Source organism: Caulobacter zeae (assembly GCF_002858925.1).
GTDB classification, from domain to species: Bacteria; Pseudomonadota; Alphaproteobacteria; order Caulobacterales; family Caulobacteraceae; genus Caulobacter; species Caulobacter zeae.
Genome location: NZ_PJRS01000004.1, coordinates 1 through 19783 on the forward strand (window position 1 = coordinate 1; position 19783 = coordinate 19783).

The 19783-nt window shown below is 69.9% G+C and carries 17 protein-coding genes; 8 read left to right on the plus strand and 9 right to left on the minus strand.

Going from position 1 to position 19783, the window contains the following annotated elements; genetic code table 11:
- Window positions 1-360: 360 nt before the first annotated feature.
- Complete coding sequence (locus tag SGCZBJ_RS00885) at window positions 361-1884, minus strand: aldehyde dehydrogenase family protein (protein ID WP_101716157.1); 1524 nt, start codon at window positions 1882-1884, stop codon at window positions 361-363.
- Window positions 1885-2063: 179 nt separating this feature from the next.
- Here SGCZBJ_RS00885 and SGCZBJ_RS00890 point away from each other — a divergent pair, with 179 nt between their 5' ends.
- Window positions 2064-3314: an MFS transporter gene (locus tag SGCZBJ_RS00890; protein ID WP_101716158.1), complete on the plus strand. Its 1251-nt coding sequence runs from the start codon at window positions 2064-2066 to the stop codon at window positions 3312-3314.
- An 11-nt stretch (window positions 3315-3325) separates the two neighbouring features.
- Here SGCZBJ_RS00890 and SGCZBJ_RS00895 read toward each other — a convergent pair whose 3' ends face one another.
- A complete protein-coding gene (locus SGCZBJ_RS00895) occupies window positions 3326-4108 on the minus strand; it encodes an IclR family transcriptional regulator domain-containing protein (protein WP_205685294.1) in 783 nt (260 codons plus the stop codon).
- Between the two features lie 280 nt (window positions 4109-4388).
- Here SGCZBJ_RS00895 and SGCZBJ_RS00900 point away from each other — a divergent pair, with 280 nt between their 5' ends.
- Window positions 4389-5483 (plus strand): serine hydrolase domain-containing protein, encoded by a 1095-nt coding sequence (locus SGCZBJ_RS00900; protein ID WP_205685295.1) that lies wholly within the window; start codon window positions 4389-4391, stop codon window positions 5481-5483.
- Here SGCZBJ_RS00900 and SGCZBJ_RS25495 read toward each other — a convergent pair.
- Window positions 5480-5632 (minus strand): hypothetical protein, encoded by a 153-nt coding sequence (locus SGCZBJ_RS25495; RefSeq protein ID WP_165799207.1) that lies wholly within the window; start codon window positions 5630-5632, stop codon window positions 5480-5482. The genes SGCZBJ_RS00900 and SGCZBJ_RS25495 overlap by 4 nt on opposite strands.
- Window positions 5633-5770: 138 nt before the next feature.
- On the opposite strand from SGCZBJ_RS25495, the gene arsC reads away from it, so the two are divergent.
- The 3 genes from arsC (at window position 5771) to SGCZBJ_RS00915 (ending at window position 9831) form a co-directional block, all read left to right on the plus strand.
- A complete protein-coding gene (gene arsC / locus SGCZBJ_RS00905) occupies window positions 5771-6154 on the plus strand; it encodes an arsenate reductase (glutaredoxin) (protein ID WP_101716160.1) in 384 nt (127 codons plus the stop codon).
- 175 nt (window positions 6155-6329) lie between these two features.
- Window positions 6330-7370: a substrate-binding domain-containing protein gene (locus SGCZBJ_RS00910; protein WP_101716240.1), complete on the plus strand. Its 1041-nt coding sequence runs from the start codon at window positions 6330-6332 to the stop codon at window positions 7368-7370.
- 322 nt (window positions 7371-7692) lie between these two features.
- Window positions 7693-9831, plus strand: a complete 2139-nt coding sequence (locus SGCZBJ_RS00915) for a DEAD/DEAH box helicase (RefSeq protein WP_101716161.1) — start codon at window positions 7693-7695, stop codon at window positions 9829-9831.
- A gap of 105 nt (window positions 9832-9936) precedes the next feature.
- On the opposite strand, the gene SGCZBJ_RS00920 is transcribed toward SGCZBJ_RS00915, so the two are convergent.
- Window positions 9937-11115: a BaiN/RdsA family NAD(P)/FAD-dependent oxidoreductase gene (locus SGCZBJ_RS00920; protein ID WP_101716162.1), complete on the minus strand. Its 1179-nt coding sequence runs from the start codon at window positions 11113-11115 to the stop codon at window positions 9937-9939.
- Between the two features lie 103 nt (window positions 11116-11218).
- On the opposite strand from SGCZBJ_RS00920, the gene SGCZBJ_RS00925 reads away from it, so the two are divergent.
- Together SGCZBJ_RS00925 and SGCZBJ_RS26430 are read left to right on the plus strand one after the other, a co-directional pair.
- The gene (locus SGCZBJ_RS00925) at window positions 11219-11467 is read left to right on the plus strand and encodes a P-loop NTPase family protein (RefSeq protein ID WP_101716163.1); all 249 of its coding nucleotides are present in this window, start codon (window positions 11219-11221) and stop codon (window positions 11465-11467) included.
- Entirely contained in the window at window positions 11464-11640 is a 177-nt protein-coding gene (locus tag SGCZBJ_RS26430; protein WP_101716164.1) for a type II toxin-antitoxin system RelE/ParE family toxin, read from the plus strand. The genes SGCZBJ_RS00925 and SGCZBJ_RS26430 overlap by 4 nt, the downstream gene beginning before the upstream one ends.
- A gap of 105 nt (window positions 11641-11745) precedes the next feature.
- Here SGCZBJ_RS26430 and SGCZBJ_RS00935 read toward each other — a convergent pair whose 3' ends face one another.
- A complete protein-coding gene (locus SGCZBJ_RS00935; protein ID WP_101716165.1) occupies window positions 11746-13566 on the minus strand; it encodes a methyl-accepting chemotaxis protein in 1821 nt (606 codons plus the stop codon).
- 154 nt (window positions 13567-13720) lie between these two features.
- Here SGCZBJ_RS00935 and SGCZBJ_RS00940 point away from each other — a divergent pair, with 154 nt between their 5' ends.
- Entirely contained in the window at window positions 13721-15043 is a 1323-nt protein-coding gene (locus tag SGCZBJ_RS00940; protein WP_101716166.1) for an Hsp70 family protein, read from the plus strand.
- Between the two features lie 151 nt (window positions 15044-15194).
- On the opposite strand, the gene SGCZBJ_RS00945 is transcribed toward SGCZBJ_RS00940, so the two are convergent.
- The 4 genes from SGCZBJ_RS00945 to SGCZBJ_RS00960 are packed head-to-tail and all read right to left on the minus strand — an operon-like array spanning window position 15195 to window position 19780.
- Entirely contained in the window at window positions 15195-16646 is a 1452-nt protein-coding gene (locus SGCZBJ_RS00945) for an efflux transporter outer membrane subunit (protein ID WP_101716167.1), read from the minus strand.
- Window positions 16643-17554, minus strand: a complete 912-nt coding sequence (locus SGCZBJ_RS00950) for an efflux RND transporter periplasmic adaptor subunit (RefSeq protein ID WP_101716168.1) — start codon at window positions 17552-17554, stop codon at window positions 16643-16645. The genes SGCZBJ_RS00945 and SGCZBJ_RS00950 overlap by 4 nt, the downstream gene beginning before the upstream one ends.
- Window positions 17555-17561: 7 nt before the next feature.
- Entirely contained in the window at window positions 17562-17762 is a 201-nt protein-coding gene (locus tag SGCZBJ_RS00955) for a DUF1656 domain-containing protein (RefSeq protein WP_101716169.1), read from the minus strand.
- Window positions 17759-19780, minus strand: coding sequence for an FUSC family protein (locus tag SGCZBJ_RS00960; RefSeq protein WP_101716170.1), 2022 nt, complete (start codon window positions 19778-19780; stop codon window positions 17759-17761). The genes SGCZBJ_RS00955 and SGCZBJ_RS00960 overlap by 4 nt, the downstream gene beginning before the upstream one ends.
- Between the last annotated feature and the right edge of the window lie 3 nt (window positions 19781-19783).

A 19783-nucleotide genomic window follows, 5' to 3' on the forward strand; every position in this document is an offset into this window, starting at 1 on the left:
AGGACATCCCCGCCCCGCGGCGCGCCTTCCGGGAAACCGGCGGGCGCGCTCCGGCAAGGCGTCAACAGCGCCGCCGGCCGGAGGCTGATGGAAAACGGCGGCGCGGAGCGCTCGGCTTCGTCGAAACGGTATTTGCTGAAAACAGCTTCCGGGCGTCGCCCGGGCGCCCCGCACCCCTTCGATCAACTCGCAGCGAAAGCGCGAGATCGCAAACCCGCGCCCCAAGATCCTCCCCCCTTCTGGGGGAGGTGTCCGCGAAGCGGACGGAGGGGGGGGCGTTTTCAGCTTTCGAGACGTCGGAAACTCTCTCCCCACCGATCGCTCACGCGATCGCCTCCCCCACAGGGGGGGTCCCAGCCGTCACCCCGGGATCACCCCCAGGTTCACGCTCACCGCCTTGGTCTTCAGGTACGAGTCGATCCCCTCGCGCCCGAACTCGCGGCCCCAGCCCGACTGGCGGTTGCCGCCAAACGGGGTCTCGGGGCTCAGCGCCGCGTGGATGTTGACGCCCACCTGGCCGCTGTCGATGGCCCGGGCCATGCGGTGGGCCCGCGACAGGTCCTTGGTCCAGACCGAGCCCGACAGGCCGTAGGTCGTGGCGTTGATCGCCGACAGCAGCGCCTCGTCATCGTCGCCGAACGACTGAACGCCCAGCACCGGCCCGAACACCTCTTCCCGCGCTAGGCGCATGTCCGGGGTGACGTCGGCATAGATGGTCGGCGCCACATAGTGCCCCACGCCGTCCGGAACGCCGCCGGCATAGGCCAGGCGCGCGCCTTCGGCGGCCGCGGCCTGCACATGCTCCAGCACCCTGCCCTTCTGGCGGGCCGAGACCAGCGGGCCGATCATCGTCGTGGGATCAAGGCCCGGCCCGACCTTCAGCCAGGCCGCCGTCTGAGCCAGCCCCTCCAGCACCGGCTCCAGCACCTTCTCGTGCACGAAGAGGCGCGTGCCGGCCATGCAGTTCTGGCCCGACAGGAAGAAGCAGGCCATGGCCGCCGACGGGATCGCATCGGCCAGGTCGGCGTCGGGGAAGATCACGAACGGCGACTTGCCGCCCAGCTCCAGGGTGACGCGCTTCAGATCATGGCTGACGGCGCGGACGATCTCCTTGCCCACGGCCGTCGAGCCGGTGAAGGTGATCTTGTCGACGCCAGGATGGGAAACCAGCGCCGCGCCGATCTCGTGGCCCAGGCCGTGGATCAGGTTGAACACGCCGGGCGGGCCGCCAGCCTCCAGCCACAGCCGCGCCACCAGGATCGAGGTCAGCGGAGTCACCTCGGCGCTCTTCAGCACCAGGGTGCAGCCCGAGGCCAGGGCCGGCGCGAGCTTCAGGATGATCATCGAGACCGGCACGTTCCACGGCACGATCGCCCCGACCACGCCCACCGGCTCACGCACCGTATAGACCAGCAGGTCCAGCGCCTCGCGGCCGTTGGCCCGCGCCGGGATGGTCGAGCCCTCCAGCTTGGTGGCCAGGCCCGCGTAGTAGCGCACGTAGTCGGCGCAGAAGCCCTTGATGGTCGCGCCCGACAGCGCGATCGGCATGCCGTTCTCGAGCGTCTCGATCTCGGCCAGCCTGTCGGCGTCGCGCTCCAGGAGGTCGGCGAAGCGCAGCATGATCCGGGCGCGGTCGGCGCCGGAGGTGCGGCTCCAGCCCTTGAAGGCCTTGCGCGCGGCGGCCACGGCCTGGTCCAGATCCTCGGCCGAACTGGCCCGCACCTTGGCGATCACCTGCTCGCTCGCCGGATCCTCGACCTCGATCAGGGTCTCGCCCCGCCCCTCGACGAAAGTCTCGCCGATCAGCTGGCCATGGGCCTCGCCAAGGAAAGCCAAAGCCGCCTTCGAGGGGCCGAAGATCGCTGCGTCGCTGGCGTCCGCCATGGGAAACTCCGTCGGAAGAAACTGGAAGCTGTTGTGAAGCGGGGGCGGTCCGGCCGCCGCCTTGCCGCGCGCCCTCCCCGCCTGTCGATCAGCCCGCGCGAAACGATGGCGCGCCGCGCGCGGGCCGTCGGATGCTCGACTGGGGACATTTGGGCCGGCTGGCCCGGGGGATGTGACGCGTGAGCGAGGTTCGGGACGAATTCCGCAGGGGCTGGCGCGTGGTGCTGGCGGCGGGCGTTGGGGTCGGCTGCGGCATCAGCCTGCAGCAGTATGTCGGCTCGCTGTTCGTGAAGGCCTTGCAGGCCGATCTCGGCTGGACGCGCGGCCAGATCGCCCAGGCCCAGGGCGCGGCCCTGGCGGCGCTGTTCGTCGCGCCGGTGCTGGGCTGGCTGATCGACAAGGTCGGGGTGCGGCCGGTGGCGATGGTCTCCATCGGCCTGCTGGCGGCGGTCTATGCCATGCTGGCGGCCATGCCGCCATCGCTGGGCGCCTTCTACGGCCTTTTCGCGCTGCTGGTGATCCTGGGCAGCGGCACGGGCCCGATCGGCTACACCCGCGCCGTCAACACCTGGTTCGAGAAGGGCCGCGGCCTGTCCCTGGGCCTGACGCTGACCGGCGTGTCTCTGGTCGCGGCGCTGAGCGCCCCGCTGCTGAACTTCGTCATCACCCATCACGGCTGGCGCGGCGGCTACGCGACGTTGGCGGCCCTGTCGCTTTTCGTCGCCCTGCCCACCGTGTTCGCGGCGCTGTGGGAGCGTCCCCGCTGGCTGGCCAAGCATGGTGCGGCCGAAGGCGAGATCGCCGCCGCCCGACAGGTGTCGCAGGTCGGCCTGACCGCCGGCCAGGCGCTGAAGACCGGCCGCTTCTGGATCCTGGCCCTGGCCATCCTGCTGGCCACCGCCGGCCTGACCGGCGTGATCAGCCAGCTTCAGCCGATCCTCACCGACCAGGGCCTGGACGCCCGGGCCGCCGGCTGGCTGGTGGCTTTGCTGGCCGTCTCGGTCGCCCTGGGCCGGATCGTCGTCGGCTGGGCGGTCGACCGCTTCTGGGCCCCGATCCCGGCCGCCATCGCGCTGGTGCTGCCGGCGCTGGGCGTGGGCCTGCTGGCGATCGGGCACGGCCAGTGGCCGCTGGCCGTGCTGGCGGTGCTGCTGATCGGCGCGGCGCAGGGCGGCGAGGTCGACGTCGCCGCCTTCTTCGTCGCCCGCTACTTCGGCATGCGCTCGTACGGCGCCGTCTACGCCCTGATCGGGGTGGCGATCTCGCTGGGCGTGCCGATCGGCGCGATCGGCTTCGGCGCGCTCTACGACCACGACGGCGGCTACGGCCGCGCCCTGGCGATCGCGGCCGCCGGCTTTGTGGCCAGCAGCGCGCTGATCCTCCTCATGGGACGCTATCCGCAATGGGAAACGCCCAGCGAAAAGCCCTGACCGCATCGCCCTCAGGCGGCGCGGGACAGGGGTTCGGACAGGTCGCGGCTGATGGCCGCCGCGGCGATCTTCAGCTTGTCGCCGTACTGCTTGACGGCGTCGGGCATCTTCATCGACGACGAGAAGAACACCAGCACCAGCGCCCCGCAGACGCCCTCGCTGTTGAAGATCGGCGCGCCGATCGACGAGGTCTTGCCGGGGGTCGCGGTGTAGGGGTTGCGGCCCTTGGTGGCCACGCCCGCTTCGACGATGTCGGCGAACATGCCGCCGGACTCCGCGTATTGCAGGGTCAGCGGATCCACCTGCCCCTCGCCGCTGCGATAAGCCTCCAGGACCGCCGCCTGCTCCTCGGGCGACGCGAAGGCGAGGTAGGCCTTGCCCGCGGCGCTCTCCAGGATCGGGAGGGTATAGCCCGGATAGTAATTGTTCAGCGTCAGCGACGTCATCGTGTGCGTCGAGTCGCGGATCATCATCTGCTGGCCGACCCGGGTGGCGATCGACACCGGCCAGGTCACCTTGGCCGTCAGGTCGACGATGTGCGGGCGGGCGCAGGCCACCAGGCGATCGCTCTCCTGGAACCCGTGCGACAGCGACTGCACCAGCATGGTCGGCCGATAGCGCTTCCGCGCCGGCTCCCGCTCGATCAGCTTCTCGTGCAGCAAGGTCTGCACGATGCGGCAGGCCGTCGGATAGGGAACGCCCGAGGTCTGGGCGATCTCCATCATCGACAGCGAACCACGCCGGTTGATCGCCTGCAGCACCGAGATGCAGCGGCTGATGGCCCTGATCGGCACACCTTTTTCCATCGAAACGCCTCCTCCAGATTCACGCGAACTCCAGACCGCGGCGGCGGGGGTCTGGCGGAAACCACGTCCCGACTATCCGTTCGCCGGATAGCGCAACGAAGCCCCGCAACGGTCGGAGTCGTCTTTTGTGCGTCGCCTGCTCTTTCGCAGGGCGGATATTTGACCACGCGGTCAACGAAGTGGCAATTCGTGGATTTACGGTCAGGCTCACATAACGTCGGAGCCCGAAATGAGCGCTGAAACTTCCGTAACGTCAGCCGACGAGTCCTTGTATCTTCAGCGCTTTCAGGCCGCCGCCAATGCGCCCCAGGAGACTTACGACACGCTCGAGCCCGTGCCCGGCGCGGCCGGCCGCACGCTGATTCCCGCCGCTGCGTCGGCCACGATCGACCCCGCCGCCCTCGATGCGGCCGAGGCCTACGCCCAGCAAAGCAACGCCAAGGCCTTCATGGTCTGGCGCGACGGGGTGCTGGAACGCGAGACCTACTTCGCCGGCGCGACCCGCCCGACCCTGCTGGCGTCGAAGTCGCTGGCCAAGCCGCTGACCGCCGTCGCCGTCGGACGCGCCCTGGAGCTGGGCGTCATCAAGTCGCTGGACCAGTCGCTGGCCGACTTCATCACCGAGTGGAAGGGCACGCCCAAGGCCGACATCCTGGTGCGCCACACGCTGGACATGCGCACCGGCTTCCTGCCGCAGGGCTTCAGCACCGATCCGGCCAACGTGCTGAACCGGGCTTACCTGCACCCGCGCCACGACGACATCCTGATCAACGACTATCCGCTCGTGAACCCGCCGGGCAGCCGCTACGACTACGCCAACGCCACCTCGGAACTGGTGGCCCTGGTCATCGAGCGCGCCACCGGCCGCCGCTACGCCGAGTTCATCTCCGAAGAGGTGCTAAGGCCCATCGACGCGCCCGGGGGCCAGATCTGGGTCGACCGTCCGGGCGGTCTTGCCCACTCGGGCTGCTGCATCCTGCTGCCGGCCGAAAGCTGGCTGCGCCTCGCCATCCTGCTGATCGACGACGGCGTCCATGCCGGCAAGCGCCTGCTGCCCAAGGGCTATGTCGGAGAGATGCGCACCCCGACCGAGCAGAACCCGCACTACGGTCTGGGCGTCTACATCGGCGCCCCCTATGCGGAGCGCCGCGGCTGGGCGGCGCCCGACACGCCCTGGCCCAAGATCCTGCACAGCGAGCCCTACGCCGCCGACGACCTCTATCTCTTCTGCGGAAACTCCAACCAGGTGGTCTACATCGTGCCGTCCAAGCGGCTGATCGTCCTGCGGGTCGGCGACAATCCGCCCAAGTCGCCCGAGTGGGACAACAGCGTCCTGCCCAACCTGATCCTGAAAGGGCTCTAGGACCGGCGGCTGGAGGCGACCCGGGCGATCAGCTTGCGCACCTCGCCCTCCTCCACGCCGTCGCGACGCATCAGCAAGCGGACGATGGGCTCGGAGAGCAGTTCGTCGAGTGTGGGCGGCGGGTCGTCCAGACCCAGGTCGTCGCGCATGGGGCGCTCCTTTACGGGCGGGGCGTCCCAGTCGCACCGTTGAGAGTGAATCGCAACTACTATTCTGGGGCGACGCGTGCGACATGGCCGGTCCGCGCGTCGCCTGCTATCAGCCTCGCATCCTATCGAGAGGCCGCCATGACCGATTTCCCCGTCACCATCTTCCACAATCCCAAGTGCGGCACCTCGCGCAACACCCTGGCCATCATCGAAGCCGCCGGCTACGCGCCGACCGTGGTCGAGTACCTGAAGGCCGGCTGGACGTTCGAACAGTTGACGGATCTGGCCGCCCGCACCGGCCTCGGCGCCCGCGGCCTGCTGCGCGTCAAGGGCACGCCGGCCGAAGAACTGAGCCTGACCGATCCGGCGACAGCCGACGATGCGATCCTGGCGGCCATGGTCGCGCATCCGATCCTGGTCGAGCGCCCCATCGTGGTCACGCCCAAGGGCGCGGTGCTCGCCCGTCCGAAGGAAAAGGTGCTGGAGATCCTCGACCGCCAGCCTCCGGCGGACGCATCCTGATCCGTGGTCGGACGTTTAGACGTCGCCTGTCGCAAATCTGTCGCCGAACTGTGACAAATAGCCGGCCTCGCCACCGCTAATCTGCGGTGACGAGGTCGGAGACCGTTCCCCCGAAGGGTCCGCCCGACACGTCCAAGATTCCAATGGCCCCAAGCCGACCATCAGGATGTCGTCCATGAAAGCCTTCCTCGGAGCCGCCGCCGCGCTCGGCCTGCTGGCCCTGGCTCCCAGCGCCCACGCCGCCCGCGACTACGTCTGGGCCGCCGGCTCCTCGACCGTCTTCCCGTTCAGCACCCGCGTCGCCGAAAACTTCGCCAAGAAGACCGGCAGGAAGTCGCCCAAGGTCGAAAGCCTGGGCACCGGCGGCGGCATCAAGATGTTCTGCGGCGGCATGGGCGAAGGCTTCCCCGACATCGCCAACGCCTCGCGTCCGATGAAGAAGTCCGAGTACGAGGCCTGCAAGGCCAAGGGCGTCAAGGACATCGTCGAGATCAAGATCGGCTTCGACGGCATCGTCATCGCGATGGACAAGAAGTCGCCGGACTACAACTTCAAGCTCGAACACCTGTACCTGGGCCTGGCCCAGAACGCCCTGCGCGGCGGCCAGTTCGTGAACAACCCCTACAAGACCTGGAAGGACGTGGGCGCCGGCCTGCCGGCCAACCGCATCCTCGTCTACGGCCCGCCCCCCACCTCGGGCACCCGTGACGCCTGGGTCGAGCTGGCCATCGAAGGCGGCGCCAAGAAGTTCCCGACCGCCAAGGCGCTGCACGACAGCGACGAGAAGGGCTTCAAGGCCAAGGTCGACCCGATGCGCAAGGACGGCGCCTGGATCGACGCCGGCGAGAACGACAACGCCATCGTCGGCACCCTGACCAAGACCCCCGGCGCGCTGGGCGTGTTCGGCTTCTCGTTCCTCGAAGAGAACGCCAACGTCATCAAGGGCGCCGCCGTCAACGGCGTGAAGCCCACCCCGCAGACCATCGCCAGCGGCGCCTATCCCGTCTCGCGCTCGCTCTTCATCTACGTGAAGAAGGGCCAGGTCGGCGTGACGCCGGGCCTGAAGGAGTTCCTGAGCGAGTTCGTCTCCGACGCCGCGACCGGTCGCGGCGGCTACCTGCAAGGCCGCGGCCTGATCCCGCTGCCGCCGGCGCAGCACGAAGCCGCCAAGGGCGCCGCCAGCAAGCTGACCCTGATGGCTCCGCCGAAGGCCTGATCGCCTCGATCAAGACCTTGAAAGACGCCCCGTCCGGACCTCCGGGCGGGGCGTTTTCCTTTGACAACCCCTGCGGCCAAAGCGCCGCAGTCGGCGCTAATCGTCGGCCGCCCCTTGCCTTTCTCGGCGGTTTGGCGTCTTAACGCGCCCTTGCAAATTTCCTCGCTGGCTCAAACGCCTCGTTTTGGCGGCCGGAGAGGTTTATTTTCATGACAAGTGACCAATCAGACGGGTCCGGGACAACGGGGTCGTAATTTGGTCGTGGCGCAGGCCGCGGGCGTTTTTTGTGTGCGCGCCGCCTGCAGGATCGAACTGGACCAAGATGCCCTTCCCCGCCTCCCACCCCGCTCTCGAGCGGGCCCTCGCCGCTCAGGGTTACGCCGAGCCCACCCCCGTCCAGGCCGCCGTGCTGGAAGCCGACGCCGAAGGTCGCGACCTGCTGGTCAGCGCCCAGACCGGCTCGGGCAAGACCGTGGCCTTCGGCCTGGCCGCCGCCCCGACCCTGCTGGGCGACGCCGAGCGCCTGCCCAAGGCCGGCCTGCCTATGGCCCTGGTCATCGCCCCGACCCGCGAACTGGCCATGCAGGTCAATCGCGAACTGGAGTGGCTCTACGCCCAGGCCGGCGCCACGGTCGTCAACTGCGTCGGCGGCATGGACGCCCGTCGCGAGCAGCGCGCCCTGAACTTCGGCGCCCACATCGTCGTCGGCACCCCGGGCCGCCTGCGCGACCACATCGAGCGCGGGCACCTCGACCTGTCGGAGCTGAAGGTCGCCGTCCTCGACGAGGCCGACGAGATGCTCGACATGGGCTTCCGCGAGGACCTCGAGTTCATCCTCGACGCTGCTCCGCCCGAGCGCCGCACCCTGCTGTTCTCGGCCACCCTGGCGCGCGACATCATCGCCCTGGCCAAGAATTACCAGAACGACGCCCTGCGCATCGACACCATCGACCGCAACGAGCCGCACCGCGACATCGAATACCGCGCCGTGCGCGTGGCGCCGAACGAGACCGAGCACGCCGTCGTCAACCTGCTGCGCTATTTCGAAAGCCCCGGCGCCCTGGTGTTCGCCAACACCCGTGAGAGCGTCCGCTCGTTGCACAGCAAGCTGCGTGAGCGCGGCTTCGCCGTCGTCGGCCTCTCTGGCGAACTGAGCCAGCGTGAACGCGCCGACGCCCTGCAGGCTCTGCGCGACGGCCATGCCCGCGTCTGCGTCGCCACCGACGTCGCCGCTCGCGGCCTCGACCTGCCCGACCTCGGCCTCGTCATCCATGCCGAACTGCCAGTCAACAAGGCCACCCTGCTGCACCGTTCGGGCCGCACGGGTCGCGCCGGCAAGAAGGGCGTCTCGGCGCTGGTTGTGCCGTACACCCGCCGCCGCAAGGCCGAACAGCTGCTGTTCGCCGCCGGCGTCGAAGGCGTCTGGGGCGGCGCCCCGAGCGCCGACGAGATCCGCGCCAAGGACACCGAGCGCCTGCTCGACGATCCGATCTTCCTGGAAGCCACCAACGAGGAAGACCTGGCCCTGGCTGAAGCCATGCTGGCCAAGCGGACGCCGGCCGAGATCGCCGCGGCCCTGATCCGCACCCGCCGCGCCAAGCTGCCGGCGCCGGAAGAAATCTACGACGACCCGCGCCACGGCGCCGATCCCGGTCCGCGCTCGCGCGAACCGCGTGAGCCCCGCGAGTTCGGCGACCGCCCCGAGCGCGAACCGCGCACGAGCATGGAAGGCTCGGAGTGGTTCCGCATCAGCGTCGGCCGTCGCGGCAACGCCGATCCCAAGTGGCTGATCCCGCTGATCTGCCGCCAGGGCCACATCACCAAGAAGGACATCGGCTCGATCCGGATCTTCGACTACGACACCAAGTTCGAGATCTCGGCCGAGGCGGCGGTGAAGTTCGGCGCGGCGGTGCAGACCACCGTGCGCGAGGACGTCCAGATCACGCCGACCACGGCGCCTGCTCCGCGCGGCGATGGTCCGCGCGCGCCGCGCCCGCCGCGTGACTTCGACGGCGACTCGCCGCGTCCGCCGCGCGGCCCGCGCAACTATGACGACGCGCCCCGTGGGCCTCGTGCTCCGCGCCAAGGCGGCTACGACCGCGACGGCGCCAGCAACGCCAAGCCGTACGGCCGTGGCGACGAGCCGAAGGGCGACTACAAGCCGCGGCCGCCGCGCGACTTCAAGCCGCGCGATCGCGACGAGGCCCCGCGCCCCTACTCGCCGATCGAGAACGACGGCGCCCCGAAGCGCAGCTACAAGCCGCGCGCCGAAGGTCGCGACAACGCCGACGGTCCGCGCGAGTATAAGCCCCGTGCGCCCAAGGCGTTTGGCGACGCCCCGGCCAAGCCCTACAAGGCCAAGCCCGCCTTCGGCGACAAGCCGGCGTTCAAGGGTCCCAAGCCCTTCAAGGCCAAGGGCGAGTTCGGCGGCAAGCCGGGCAAGCCGTTCAAGAAGAAGTAATCGCATGGGCCGCCTCTCCTTGGAGAGGCGGCCCGTCGTTTATTTGGGGCGACCTCGCCCCCTCTCCGTCCGCTTCGCGGCCACCTCTCCCAGAGGGAGAGGATCTTACACCGCCTGCCCCGCGCACCAGCCCGAGGCCCAGGCCCACTGGAAATTGTAGCCGCCGAGCCAGCCGGTGACATCGACGACCTCGCCGATGAAATAGAGCCCTGCCACGGACTTGGCCTCCATCGAGCGCGAATCCAGTCCGTCGGTGTCGACCCCGCCGAGCGTGACCTCGGCCGTGCGATAGCCTTCCGAGCCGACCGGCTTGAAGGTCCAGGCGTTGACGACGCCGGCCACGCGGGCCAGCACCTTGTCCGAACAGTCGGCGATGTTGCCGGTGACGCCCTCGTCCTCGACGATCTTTTGCGCCAGGCGCTTGGGCACGATCTCGGCCAGCACCGTGTGCAGCGCGCGGCGGCCGTTGGCCGAGCGCTCGGCCTTCAACGTGGCGAACACGTCGACGCCCGGCGCCATGTCGACCGTGATCTCGCCGCCCTCGCGCCAGTAGGACGAGATTTGCAGGATCGACGGGCCCGACAAGCCGCGATGGGTGAAGAGCATGCCTTCGCGGAACTTGGTCTTGCCGCTGGCGACCACGGCGTCGACCGACACGCCCGACAGCGGCGAAAGCCGCTCCAGCGTGCGGGCCTCGAAGGTCAGCGGCACCAGGGCCGGGCGCGGTTCGATGATGGCCAGGCCGAACTGGCGGGCGATGTCGTAGCCGACGCCCGTCGCGCCCATCTTCGGGATCGACTTGCCGCCGGTGGCGACCACCAGCGAGGCGCAGGCCACCGGGCCGCTCGACAGTTCGACGACGAAGCTCTCCCCCTGCCTGTCGACGCCCTGGATCGCCGTCTCCAGGCGCAGGACGACGCCGGCGTCGGCCATCTCGTCCAGCAGCATGGCGATGATCTCCTTGGAGGAGCCGTCGCAGAACAGCTGGCCCAACGTCTTCTCGTGAAAGGCGATGCCGTGCTTCTTCACCAGGTCGATGAAGTTGGTCGGGCGGTAGCGGCGCAGGGCCGAGACGCAGAATTTCGGGTTGGCCGACAGGAAGTTGGCCGGCGCGGCGCCGACATTGGTGAAGTTGCAGCGGCCGCCGCCGCTGATCCGGATCTTTTCGCCGGCAGCCTTGGCGTGGTCGACGATCAGCACCTTGCGACCGCGCTTGCCGGCCTCGATGGCGCACATCATGCCGGCCGCACCGGCTCCCAGCACCACGACGTCGAACTGTTCCAAGACCCGGCCCTTTCAATTGAGCGCGCCAAGGACGGGTGCGCGGCGGAAATGTCAATGCGAACCGATCGTTGACGCCCCGGTTCCGCAGAGGGATCCTCGAAACATGGCCGACGGCGCTGACATCCATCTCGATCCCGAACGGGCCGAACGCCTGCGCGTAGCCGCTCAGGCTGCCGGTGTGACGCCCGAGGTATTCGCCATCAACGCCATCGATCAGGCGATCGACGATGATTGGGCCGAGGCGCTCCAGTCTCTTGAAGAGTACGAACGCACCGGGGTCTCCTATCCCGCCGAAGAAGTGCTCGCCGAGTTCCGCGCCAACATCGAAGCCCGTCTGGCCGCCCGGAAATGAAAAGAACGGTTCGGCTGACCGAGAAGGCTCGCCGCGACCTTTCGAGACTTGAAGACTTCCTCGTCGACAAGAACCCTGGCGCGGCCAGCCGCATGGCCGAAACTTTGGTCACGGCGATCCTGTCGCTCGCCGGACATGCAGAGCGGGGCCAAGCCGGTCGTGCCGATCTCTGACGGATCAACGTTCCCTTCGGTAGCTCCGGTTACGTCGTCTGGTACCGCGTCTTCGCCACCAACGTCATCGTCGCGCGTATCAAGCACGCCCGTGAGCGCTGAGCCCTACCCCGCCATCCGATAGCCCCGCGCCTGCTTCGCATCGGACACCCGGAACCTCCCGGTCATCTCCACAAGGCCGACGATCTCGCTCTTGAGGGCGTGGGCGACGGCGTTGGCTTCCTCGACCATGGCGGCGTTCTGCTGCACGCCCTGGTCCATCTGGTTCACGGCCGAATTCACCTCGTTGAGGCTCGTGGCCTGCTCGCCGGCCGAGGCGGCCAGCTCGCGCACCAGGGCGTCGATCTCGCCGATCTTGAAGACAATGCCTTCCAGCGCCTCGCCGGTCTGGCCGACCAGCTTGACGCCCTCGTCGACCTGGCGGGCCGAGGTCGAGATCAGGGTCTTGATCTCCTTGGCCGCGTCGGCCGAGCGCTGGGCCAGGGCGCGGACCTCCTGGGCGACGACGGCGAAGCCGCGTCCCGCGTCTCCAGCCCGGGCGGCCTCAACACCGGCGTTGAGGGCCAAGAGGTTGGTCTGGAAGGCGATCTCGTCGATCACGCCGATGATCTGGCCGATCTGGCGCGAGGAGCTTTCGATGCCGGTCATGGCCTCGACGGCGCCGCGCACCACCTGGCCGGAGCGCTCGGCGTCGCCGCGGGCCGAGCCGACGACCTTCGCGGCCTCGCCCGCGCCGTGCGAGGCGCGGCGAACGGTGGCGGTGATCTGGTCGAGGGCGGCGGCGGTCTCTTCCAGGCCGGCGGCCTGCTGCTCGCTGCGGCGGGCGGTCTGGTCGGCGGCGGCGGCGATCTCGTCCGAGCCTCGGCCGATGCCATCGACGGCGGCCAGGATCTGGCCCATCGCTTCGTCCAGGTGACCCATGGCGGCGTTGAAATCGTCGCGCAGCTGGCGATAGCCGTCGGGGAAGGCCTCGGTGACCCGCACCGTCAGGTCGCCGCGCGACAGCCGCGACAGGCCCTGGGCGATGGCCTTCATGACGAAGGCCTGCTCACGGGCGGCGGCTTCCCGCGCTTGCTCGTTGCGACCGCGTTCCTCGTCGCCGGCGGCGCGCGAGCGGGCCTGCTCGGCCTGGGCGCTCTTGAGGGCCAGGGCGTTGTCCTTGAAGACCTGCACGGCCTTGGCCATCAGCCCGACCTCGTCGCGGCGACCGGCGCCGGCCACGGCCGTCTCCAGCCGGCCGTCGGCCAGGTCGTTCATGGCGCGGGAAAGCCCGGCCACCGGCCGCGAGATCTTCACCGCCCCGATCCACAGGGCGAAGGCCACGCCGCCCAGCGCGGCGGCCACGCCGAACAGCAGGGTCAGCAACACGCCGCGCTCGGCCTCGGCCCGCGCCGCCGTCACCATGGCGTCGGTTTCCTCGTGATAGCCGTCGCCCCAGGCCTTCACGTCCTTCGCCAGACTGTCGATCGCCGGATCCATCACGGCCAGATGCGCCATGGCACCGGTGTCATCGTTGGCCAAACCTTTGTCCGCCGCACCGCGCGCCTCGGCGTACAGGGCGTCGATGCGGGCGCGGAAGCCATCGGCCTTCTCGGCGATCGCCGGATCGAAGCCGGTCATCTTGTCGAGGCTGTCCTTGCCCTCGGCATAGACCTTGTCGAGTTCCTTGGAGGCGGCCAGGGCTTCCGACGAGGCCGCGTCGTACGTGACGGTGCGGTGGGCGGCGTGACCCATCATGGCCAGGCGCCGGCTGAAGCGGGCCGACTGCACCTCGGCGGGGGCGCGATGCTCGACGAGACGGCTGGTGGCGGCGTCCAGGCTCTTCTGCTGCCAGACGCCCAGGCCCGTGCAGGCGAGCACGGCCGCGCCCAGGACCACGGCCGGCAGGGCGACCTTCGACGCGATCTTGAGATCGTCGAGCTTCATGTTCGTTTCCCCCCGGATGTTTGTCTGGTCCGCGCCGGATTCGCGGTAGTCGAACGCAGCTTTTCGATTGCGACGTAAAAACCCCGTTAAGTCGCTTGACCCCTGCGCTCATGGCTGTAGGACGCACGGCCCCCTCCCCGGCCCGAGCTTCCCCATGACGTCCGCCGTCCAGCCGACGATCGGCATCGATTTCGGCACCACCAACACCGTCGTCGCCATCGCCGACGGCCAAGGCCCCGCGCGCCTGGTGCGCTTTCCCGTGGGCGAGAAGGACATCTTCGCCTTCCGCTCGGCCCTGAGCTTCCATTCGATGGCCGGCCCGGACGGCCGTCCGACCGAGCGTGTCATCGAGGCCGGCCCCTGGGCCATCGAGGCCTATGTCGAGGACCCGCTGGAAACGCGCTTCGTCCAGTCGTTCAAGACCTTTGCAGCCAGCGCGGCCTTCACCGAGACCAAGATCCTCGACAGGCGCTACCAGTTCGAAGACCTGCTGGCGGCGTTCCTGTTCAAGCTGCGCGACCATGCAGGCGGCCAGATGGCCGACCTGCCGCCACGGGTGATCGTCGGCCGGCCGGTGACCTTCGCCGGCGGCAATCCCGACGAGAACCTGGCGCTGAAGCGCTACGAGGCCGCCTTCGAGCGGCTTGGTTTCTCCGACATTCGCTACGCCCACGAGCCGGTCGGCGCGGCCTTCTTCTTCGCCCGCCAGCTGAAGGAGGACGCCACGGTGCTGGTGGCCGACTTCGGCGGCGGCACCAGCGACTTCTCGATCGTGCGGTTCGAGCGCCAAGGCGGCCAGCTGCGGTCGGTGCCGCTGGCGCGCTCGGGCGTCGGCGTGGCCGGCGACGCCTTCGACTACCGGATCATCGACAACGTGGTGTCGCCGGAGCTCGGCAAGGGCAGCCTCTACAAGGCCATGTCCAGCCGCCTGCCGATTCCGCAGCGCTACTACACCGCCTTCGCCCGCTGGGACCAGCTGGCCATGCTGCGGGCGTCCAAGGACATGCGCGACATCCGCGCCCTGGAGCGCACGGCGGTCGAGCCCGAGAAGATCGCCCGCCTGATCGAGGTGCTCGACGACAACCACGGCTATGCCCTCTACCGCTCAGTCTCGGGCCTGAAGGAGGCGCTGTCGGGACAGGAAGAGGCGCGGTTCTCGTTCAGGGCCGGCTCGGTGGTGATCGAGCGCGACGTGGCGCGCAGCGAGTTCGAAAGCTGGATCGCGCCGGAACTGAAGGCCATCGAGACGGCCGTGGACCAGGCGCTGGAGCGCTCGGGCCTGACGGCGCAAGGCGTGGACCGGGTGTTCCTGACGGGCGGCTCCTCGTTCGTACCGGCCGTACGCGATATCTTCCTGCGCCGCTTCGGCGCCGAACGGATCGAGAGCGGCGGCGAATTCGAGTCGATCGCCTCGGGCCTGGCGCTGATCGGGCACGAGACGGATCTCGACCTCTGGAGCGAGCGAGCGCCGGGCTGAGCCCCAGATGCTCCCTCTGAAGGGGGAACTGTCGCGAAGCGACTGAGGGGGAAGGGACTGCCAGCGTTGGGGATGCACTGACCTCGTTAGGGACTTCCCCCTCCGGCCCTCCGGGCCACCTCCCCCTTCAGGGGGAGGATCTTTGAAACGCCTACCGCTGCGCCTGAACCACCTTCACCGCCGGCGCGGTTTCCCAGCCGCCGCCAAGCGCCAGGAAGAGGTTGACCTGGTCGGCGGCGACGGCCGCGTCGGAGGCGGCCAGGGAGGCTTCGGCGCCGGCCAGGGTGCGCTGGGCGTCCAGGCCCTGAAGGTAGGGCGCGCGGCCGGCCTTGTAGAGCGTGGCGGCCTGGCGCTCGGCCTTGACAGCCTCGTCGCGAGCGGCGCGCAGGGCGGCGTTGCGGTCCAGTTCGTGGGCGTAGGCCGTCAGACTGGTCTCGGTCTCGCGCAGGGCGTTCAGCACCACGCCGTCAAAGCGGGCCAGGGCCCCGTCGGCGCCGACCTCGGCCCCGCGGATGCGGGCGCGCTCGCCCTCGCCCGGCAGGGTCCAGGAGATCAGGCCCGACAGGCTCCAGCGGTTGGCGGCGGGCTGACCGATGTCGGCCAGCAGGCCCGTGGAGCCAGCGCCCATGCCGAAGCTGATGTTCGGATAGAGCGCGCCCCGCGCCACGCCGATGCGGGCCGTGGCGCCGGCCAGGGTGCGCTCGGCCTGGCGGACGTCGGGACGACGCGCGAGCAGGGCCGCGCCGTCGCCCACCGGCAGGGGCTGCGACAGCTTCGGCGGCGTCGCGCAGGCCTCGACGGCCTTGGGGAACTGGGCCGGCGGCTTGCCGGTCAGCACGGCCAGCTTGTAGAGCGCGGCCTTGCGATGGGCCTCGAAGCTGGGGATCGCCGCGCGTTGAAGATCGACCTGGGCGCGGGCGCGGGTGGCGTCCAGCGCCGTGCCGCGGCCGGCGGCGATCAGCCGATTGGTGACGTCCAGGCTCTTCTGCTGGAGCTCCAGGCTGTGTTCGGCGACATGGATCTCGTGGCCGGCCGAGCAGGCCTCGACATAGGCCCGGGCTACGTCGGCGGCGACGCTGACGCGGGCGAGATCCAGCGCGGCCTGGCTGGCGTCGGCGTCTGCATGGGCGGCCTCGGCGGCGCGCTTGAGGCGGCCCACCAGGTCGACCTGGTAGGAGACCTTCACGCCGGCGTCGGCGAGGTTCTCGACCGGCAACGGTTCGCTCATCAGGTACTGCTCGCCGGACTCGCGGGCGCGCATGGCCGCCCCCGAGGCGCCGACCGAGAAGCCGCCGGCGTCGTCTGCCTCGCCGGCCACGGCGCGGGCGCGGGACAGGTTGGCGGCGGCGACCCGCAGGTCGGCATTGGCGGTCAGAGCTTGCTCGACCAATCCGTTCAGGGTCTCGTCGTCATAGAGCTTCCACCAGCCGTCGGGGACCGGATCCTGGCTGACGGCGGCGCTCTGCGCCCCCATGAACGGCGCTTGGGCGGCGGGCTCGTTGATCTTGGCCACGTCGGGCCGCTTGTAGTTCGGGCCGACGGTGGTGCAGGCGGCGAGCGCCAGCAGCGAGCCGGCGGCCGCCAGGGTGCGGATCGTACTCACGAGACGGCCCCCTTGCCGGCGACCTTGGCCGTCCCCTGCCCCAACACCGCGACCGTGGCCGTGCGGCCGGCGATCAGGCGCAGGTCCTTGGGCGTCTCGTCCAGAGCGACACGGACGGGCACGCGCTGGGCCAGGCGCACCCAGCTGAAGGTGGGATTGACGTTGGGCAGCAGGCTGGCGCCGGCGGCGCGGTCGCGGTCCTCGATGCCGGCGGCGATCGACTGGATGTGGCCGTGCAGCGGCCTGTCCTCGCCCATCACCGTGACGCTGACCTTCTGGCCCACGTGCAGGCCCTTGAGCTTGGTTTCCTCGAAATAGCCCTCGACCCGGTAGGAGCGGCTGTCGATCAAGGCCAGCACCGGCTTGCCGGCGGTGACGTAGTCGCCGGTGCGCAGCGTCAGGTCCGACAGGAAGCCGTCGGTCGGCGCGACGACCAGGGTCCGCGACAGGTTCAGCGCGGCCAGGTCGCGGGCGGCGACGGCCTGGGCCAGGGCGGCCTGGCCCTGCTCGACCTTGGCCAGGCTCTGCTCGGTGATCTCGCCGGCGACGAGGTCGCCCAGCACGCGGTTGCGGGCCAGCTCGCGCCTGGCCTGCGCCAACTGCGCCTTCTGGGCGGCGACGACGGCGTCGGCCTGGCGCAGCGCCAGGGCGTAGCGATCACGGTCGACATAGAACAGCGGCTGGCCGGCCTTGACCGTCTGGTCGTTGACAACCTGAACGGCGGTGACCAGGCCCGAGACGTCGGGCGCGACCTGGACGATGTCGGCGCGGACGCGGCCGTCACGGGTCCAGGGATCGACCTGGTAATGGTCCCAGAGGCGCTTGCCCCCGACCACGGCGACGGCGACGACGGCCAGGGTGACCGCGACGCGGCCGGCTTGCGGGAGGAGAGTTTTCAACTGGGGCATGTTTTTCTTATGGACGGACAAGGGCCACGGCGGCGGCCCAGAGGATGACGAAGAGAGCGGTGTCGAAGAGCGCCGGATGCCAGACGAAGCGGTAGGCGCCGGCCCACGAGAGCACGCGTCGAAGCACGAAGGCGGCGACGAGGGCCACGACGGCCGAGACGAGGACGGACGACAGGAAGACGCCGTCGATATTGTATTCGCCGGTCATGCGGCGGGCTCCGGATTGAAGGCGGGGGCGTCGGGGAAGAGATTGCGGCGCAGGCCGACAAGGCCGGTGACGCCGCCCAGGGCGCCATTGGGCGCGAATGGGACCTCGCCCAGCCGGCCGAGGGCCTGGTCGACCTTGGCCAACAGCTCGGCGTGCGGCGGGGCGCGGCGACCTGCCGACAGGGCAGCGTAGTGGTCGCCCACCCCGTCAAGCACGGCGTCGAGGCTGGCGCGGGCCGGTCCCGACAGATCGCCGCGAGCGGTCTGTACGGTGACGAGGTTCATGCCCACCCGCAGGTCGCGCAGCACGTCGACGCCGACGAGGTCGTGGCGCGGCCCCACCGCGGCGAGCTTGGGGGTCAAGAGGCCCAGGCGGTCGACCAGGGCGGCGGCGAAGGCGGCCGGCTCGGGCGCGCGGCTGGACCGGGCCAGGCGGGCCAGGTTCTTCCAGGTGCGCGACAGGAGGCGCCGGGCCCCGGCGTCGATGCTCATCGAGCGCATGGCGGCGGTGACGAAGATCGCCGCCCCCAGGCCGACGAACTGGCCAAGGTTGATGTTCAGGAAGCTGGCGAAGTCGGCGCTGAAGGTCTCCTGCAGCGCCAGGGCGTTACAGAAACCGATCAGCGTGGCCAGCGCCGCCCCCATGGTCTTGGGGTTGGGAATGAACAGGCCGATGAACAGCAGCGGCGGGGCCAGCGTCAGGACCAGCAGCGGATAGCCGTCGATGGCCGGCAGCACGGCGAACATGTAGAGCGCCGACAGCGGCAGCGAGACCAGGGTGAAGATCCCGAAGCTGCGGATGGCCGGCACGGGATCGTCCATGGCCGCGAAGAAGCAGCAGAACACCGCCGCCATGACCGGCGCCGAGGCGCCGTCGCCCCAGCCGGACAGGATCCAGAGGGCGCAGGACAGCAGCACGGCGATCGCGGCGGCCGCGCCCGAAAGCAGGGCCAGCGGCAGGTCGCTGTGCATGCGCCGGCGGCCGGCGTTGGCCGCAGCCGCGGCCAGGTTCGGCGACAGCGGGGCGTCGGGGTTCTCAAGCCGCGTCATCAGCGCATGGCCCTCGCCCAGGGCCTGGACGGCTTCGGCCAGGCGCACCAGCAGGCTTTCGACCAGCAGCGCGTTCCAGTCGCCGCCGCGCCGCTTGGCGGCCTCGGCCTTGAGGTGGTCGATCAGCTCCAGGCCCGGGCCACGGGTCGCGCCGGCCTCGATCCAGGCGATCACGGCGTCCAGCGCCGCTCGGGCGGCGGGATCCCTGACGTCCTTCAGCGCCTGCATCCGGTCGGCCAGGCCCGACAGCAGCGGGATGAGGATCAGCAGGCGTTCGTGCAGGGCCCGCACCACGCCGGTGGTCTCGCGCAGGCGGGTGGTGTCGAACGGCAGGTGGGTGGCCAGCATCTGGATCTCGCTGGCGGCGGCGGCGAGATGCCGGCGGTCGCGGGCGAAGGCCTCCTCGTCGGCGCCCTTCAGCACGTCCAGCGCCCAGCGGTCGGCCTCGCCCAGCCAGGCGGCCAGGCGCGCGCGCAGGACGGTCCCGACGGGGCGCGGGAAGACGAGGCTGTGGACCAGGGTGGCGCAGACGATGCCCAGGCCGATCTCGACCACGCGCCAGACGGCCAGGTCGAAGATGGCCCCGGGCTGGCTGACGGCCGGGAAGCCGATGATGGCGGTGGTGTAGCCGGCCAGCATCAGGACATAGCTGCGCGGCGTGCGGTCGAGCAGCGAGATGGTCAGGCAGGCGCCGACCCACAGCGCCAGCGCCAGGCACAGCAGCACGGGCGCATTGACCAGGTTGGGGACCATGGCGACGGCGGCCGCGCCGCCCAGCATGGTGCCGAGCACGCGGTACAGCGCCTTGGAGCGCACGGCCCCGGCCAGCGGCTGACTGACGATATAGGCCGTGGTCATGGCCCAGTACGGACGCGGCAGGCCGACGGCGAAACCGATCCAGAGGGCGAGCATGGCGGCGACGAAGCTGTTCAACGAGAACAGCAGCGTCCACCGGTCGAACTTGGGCATGGA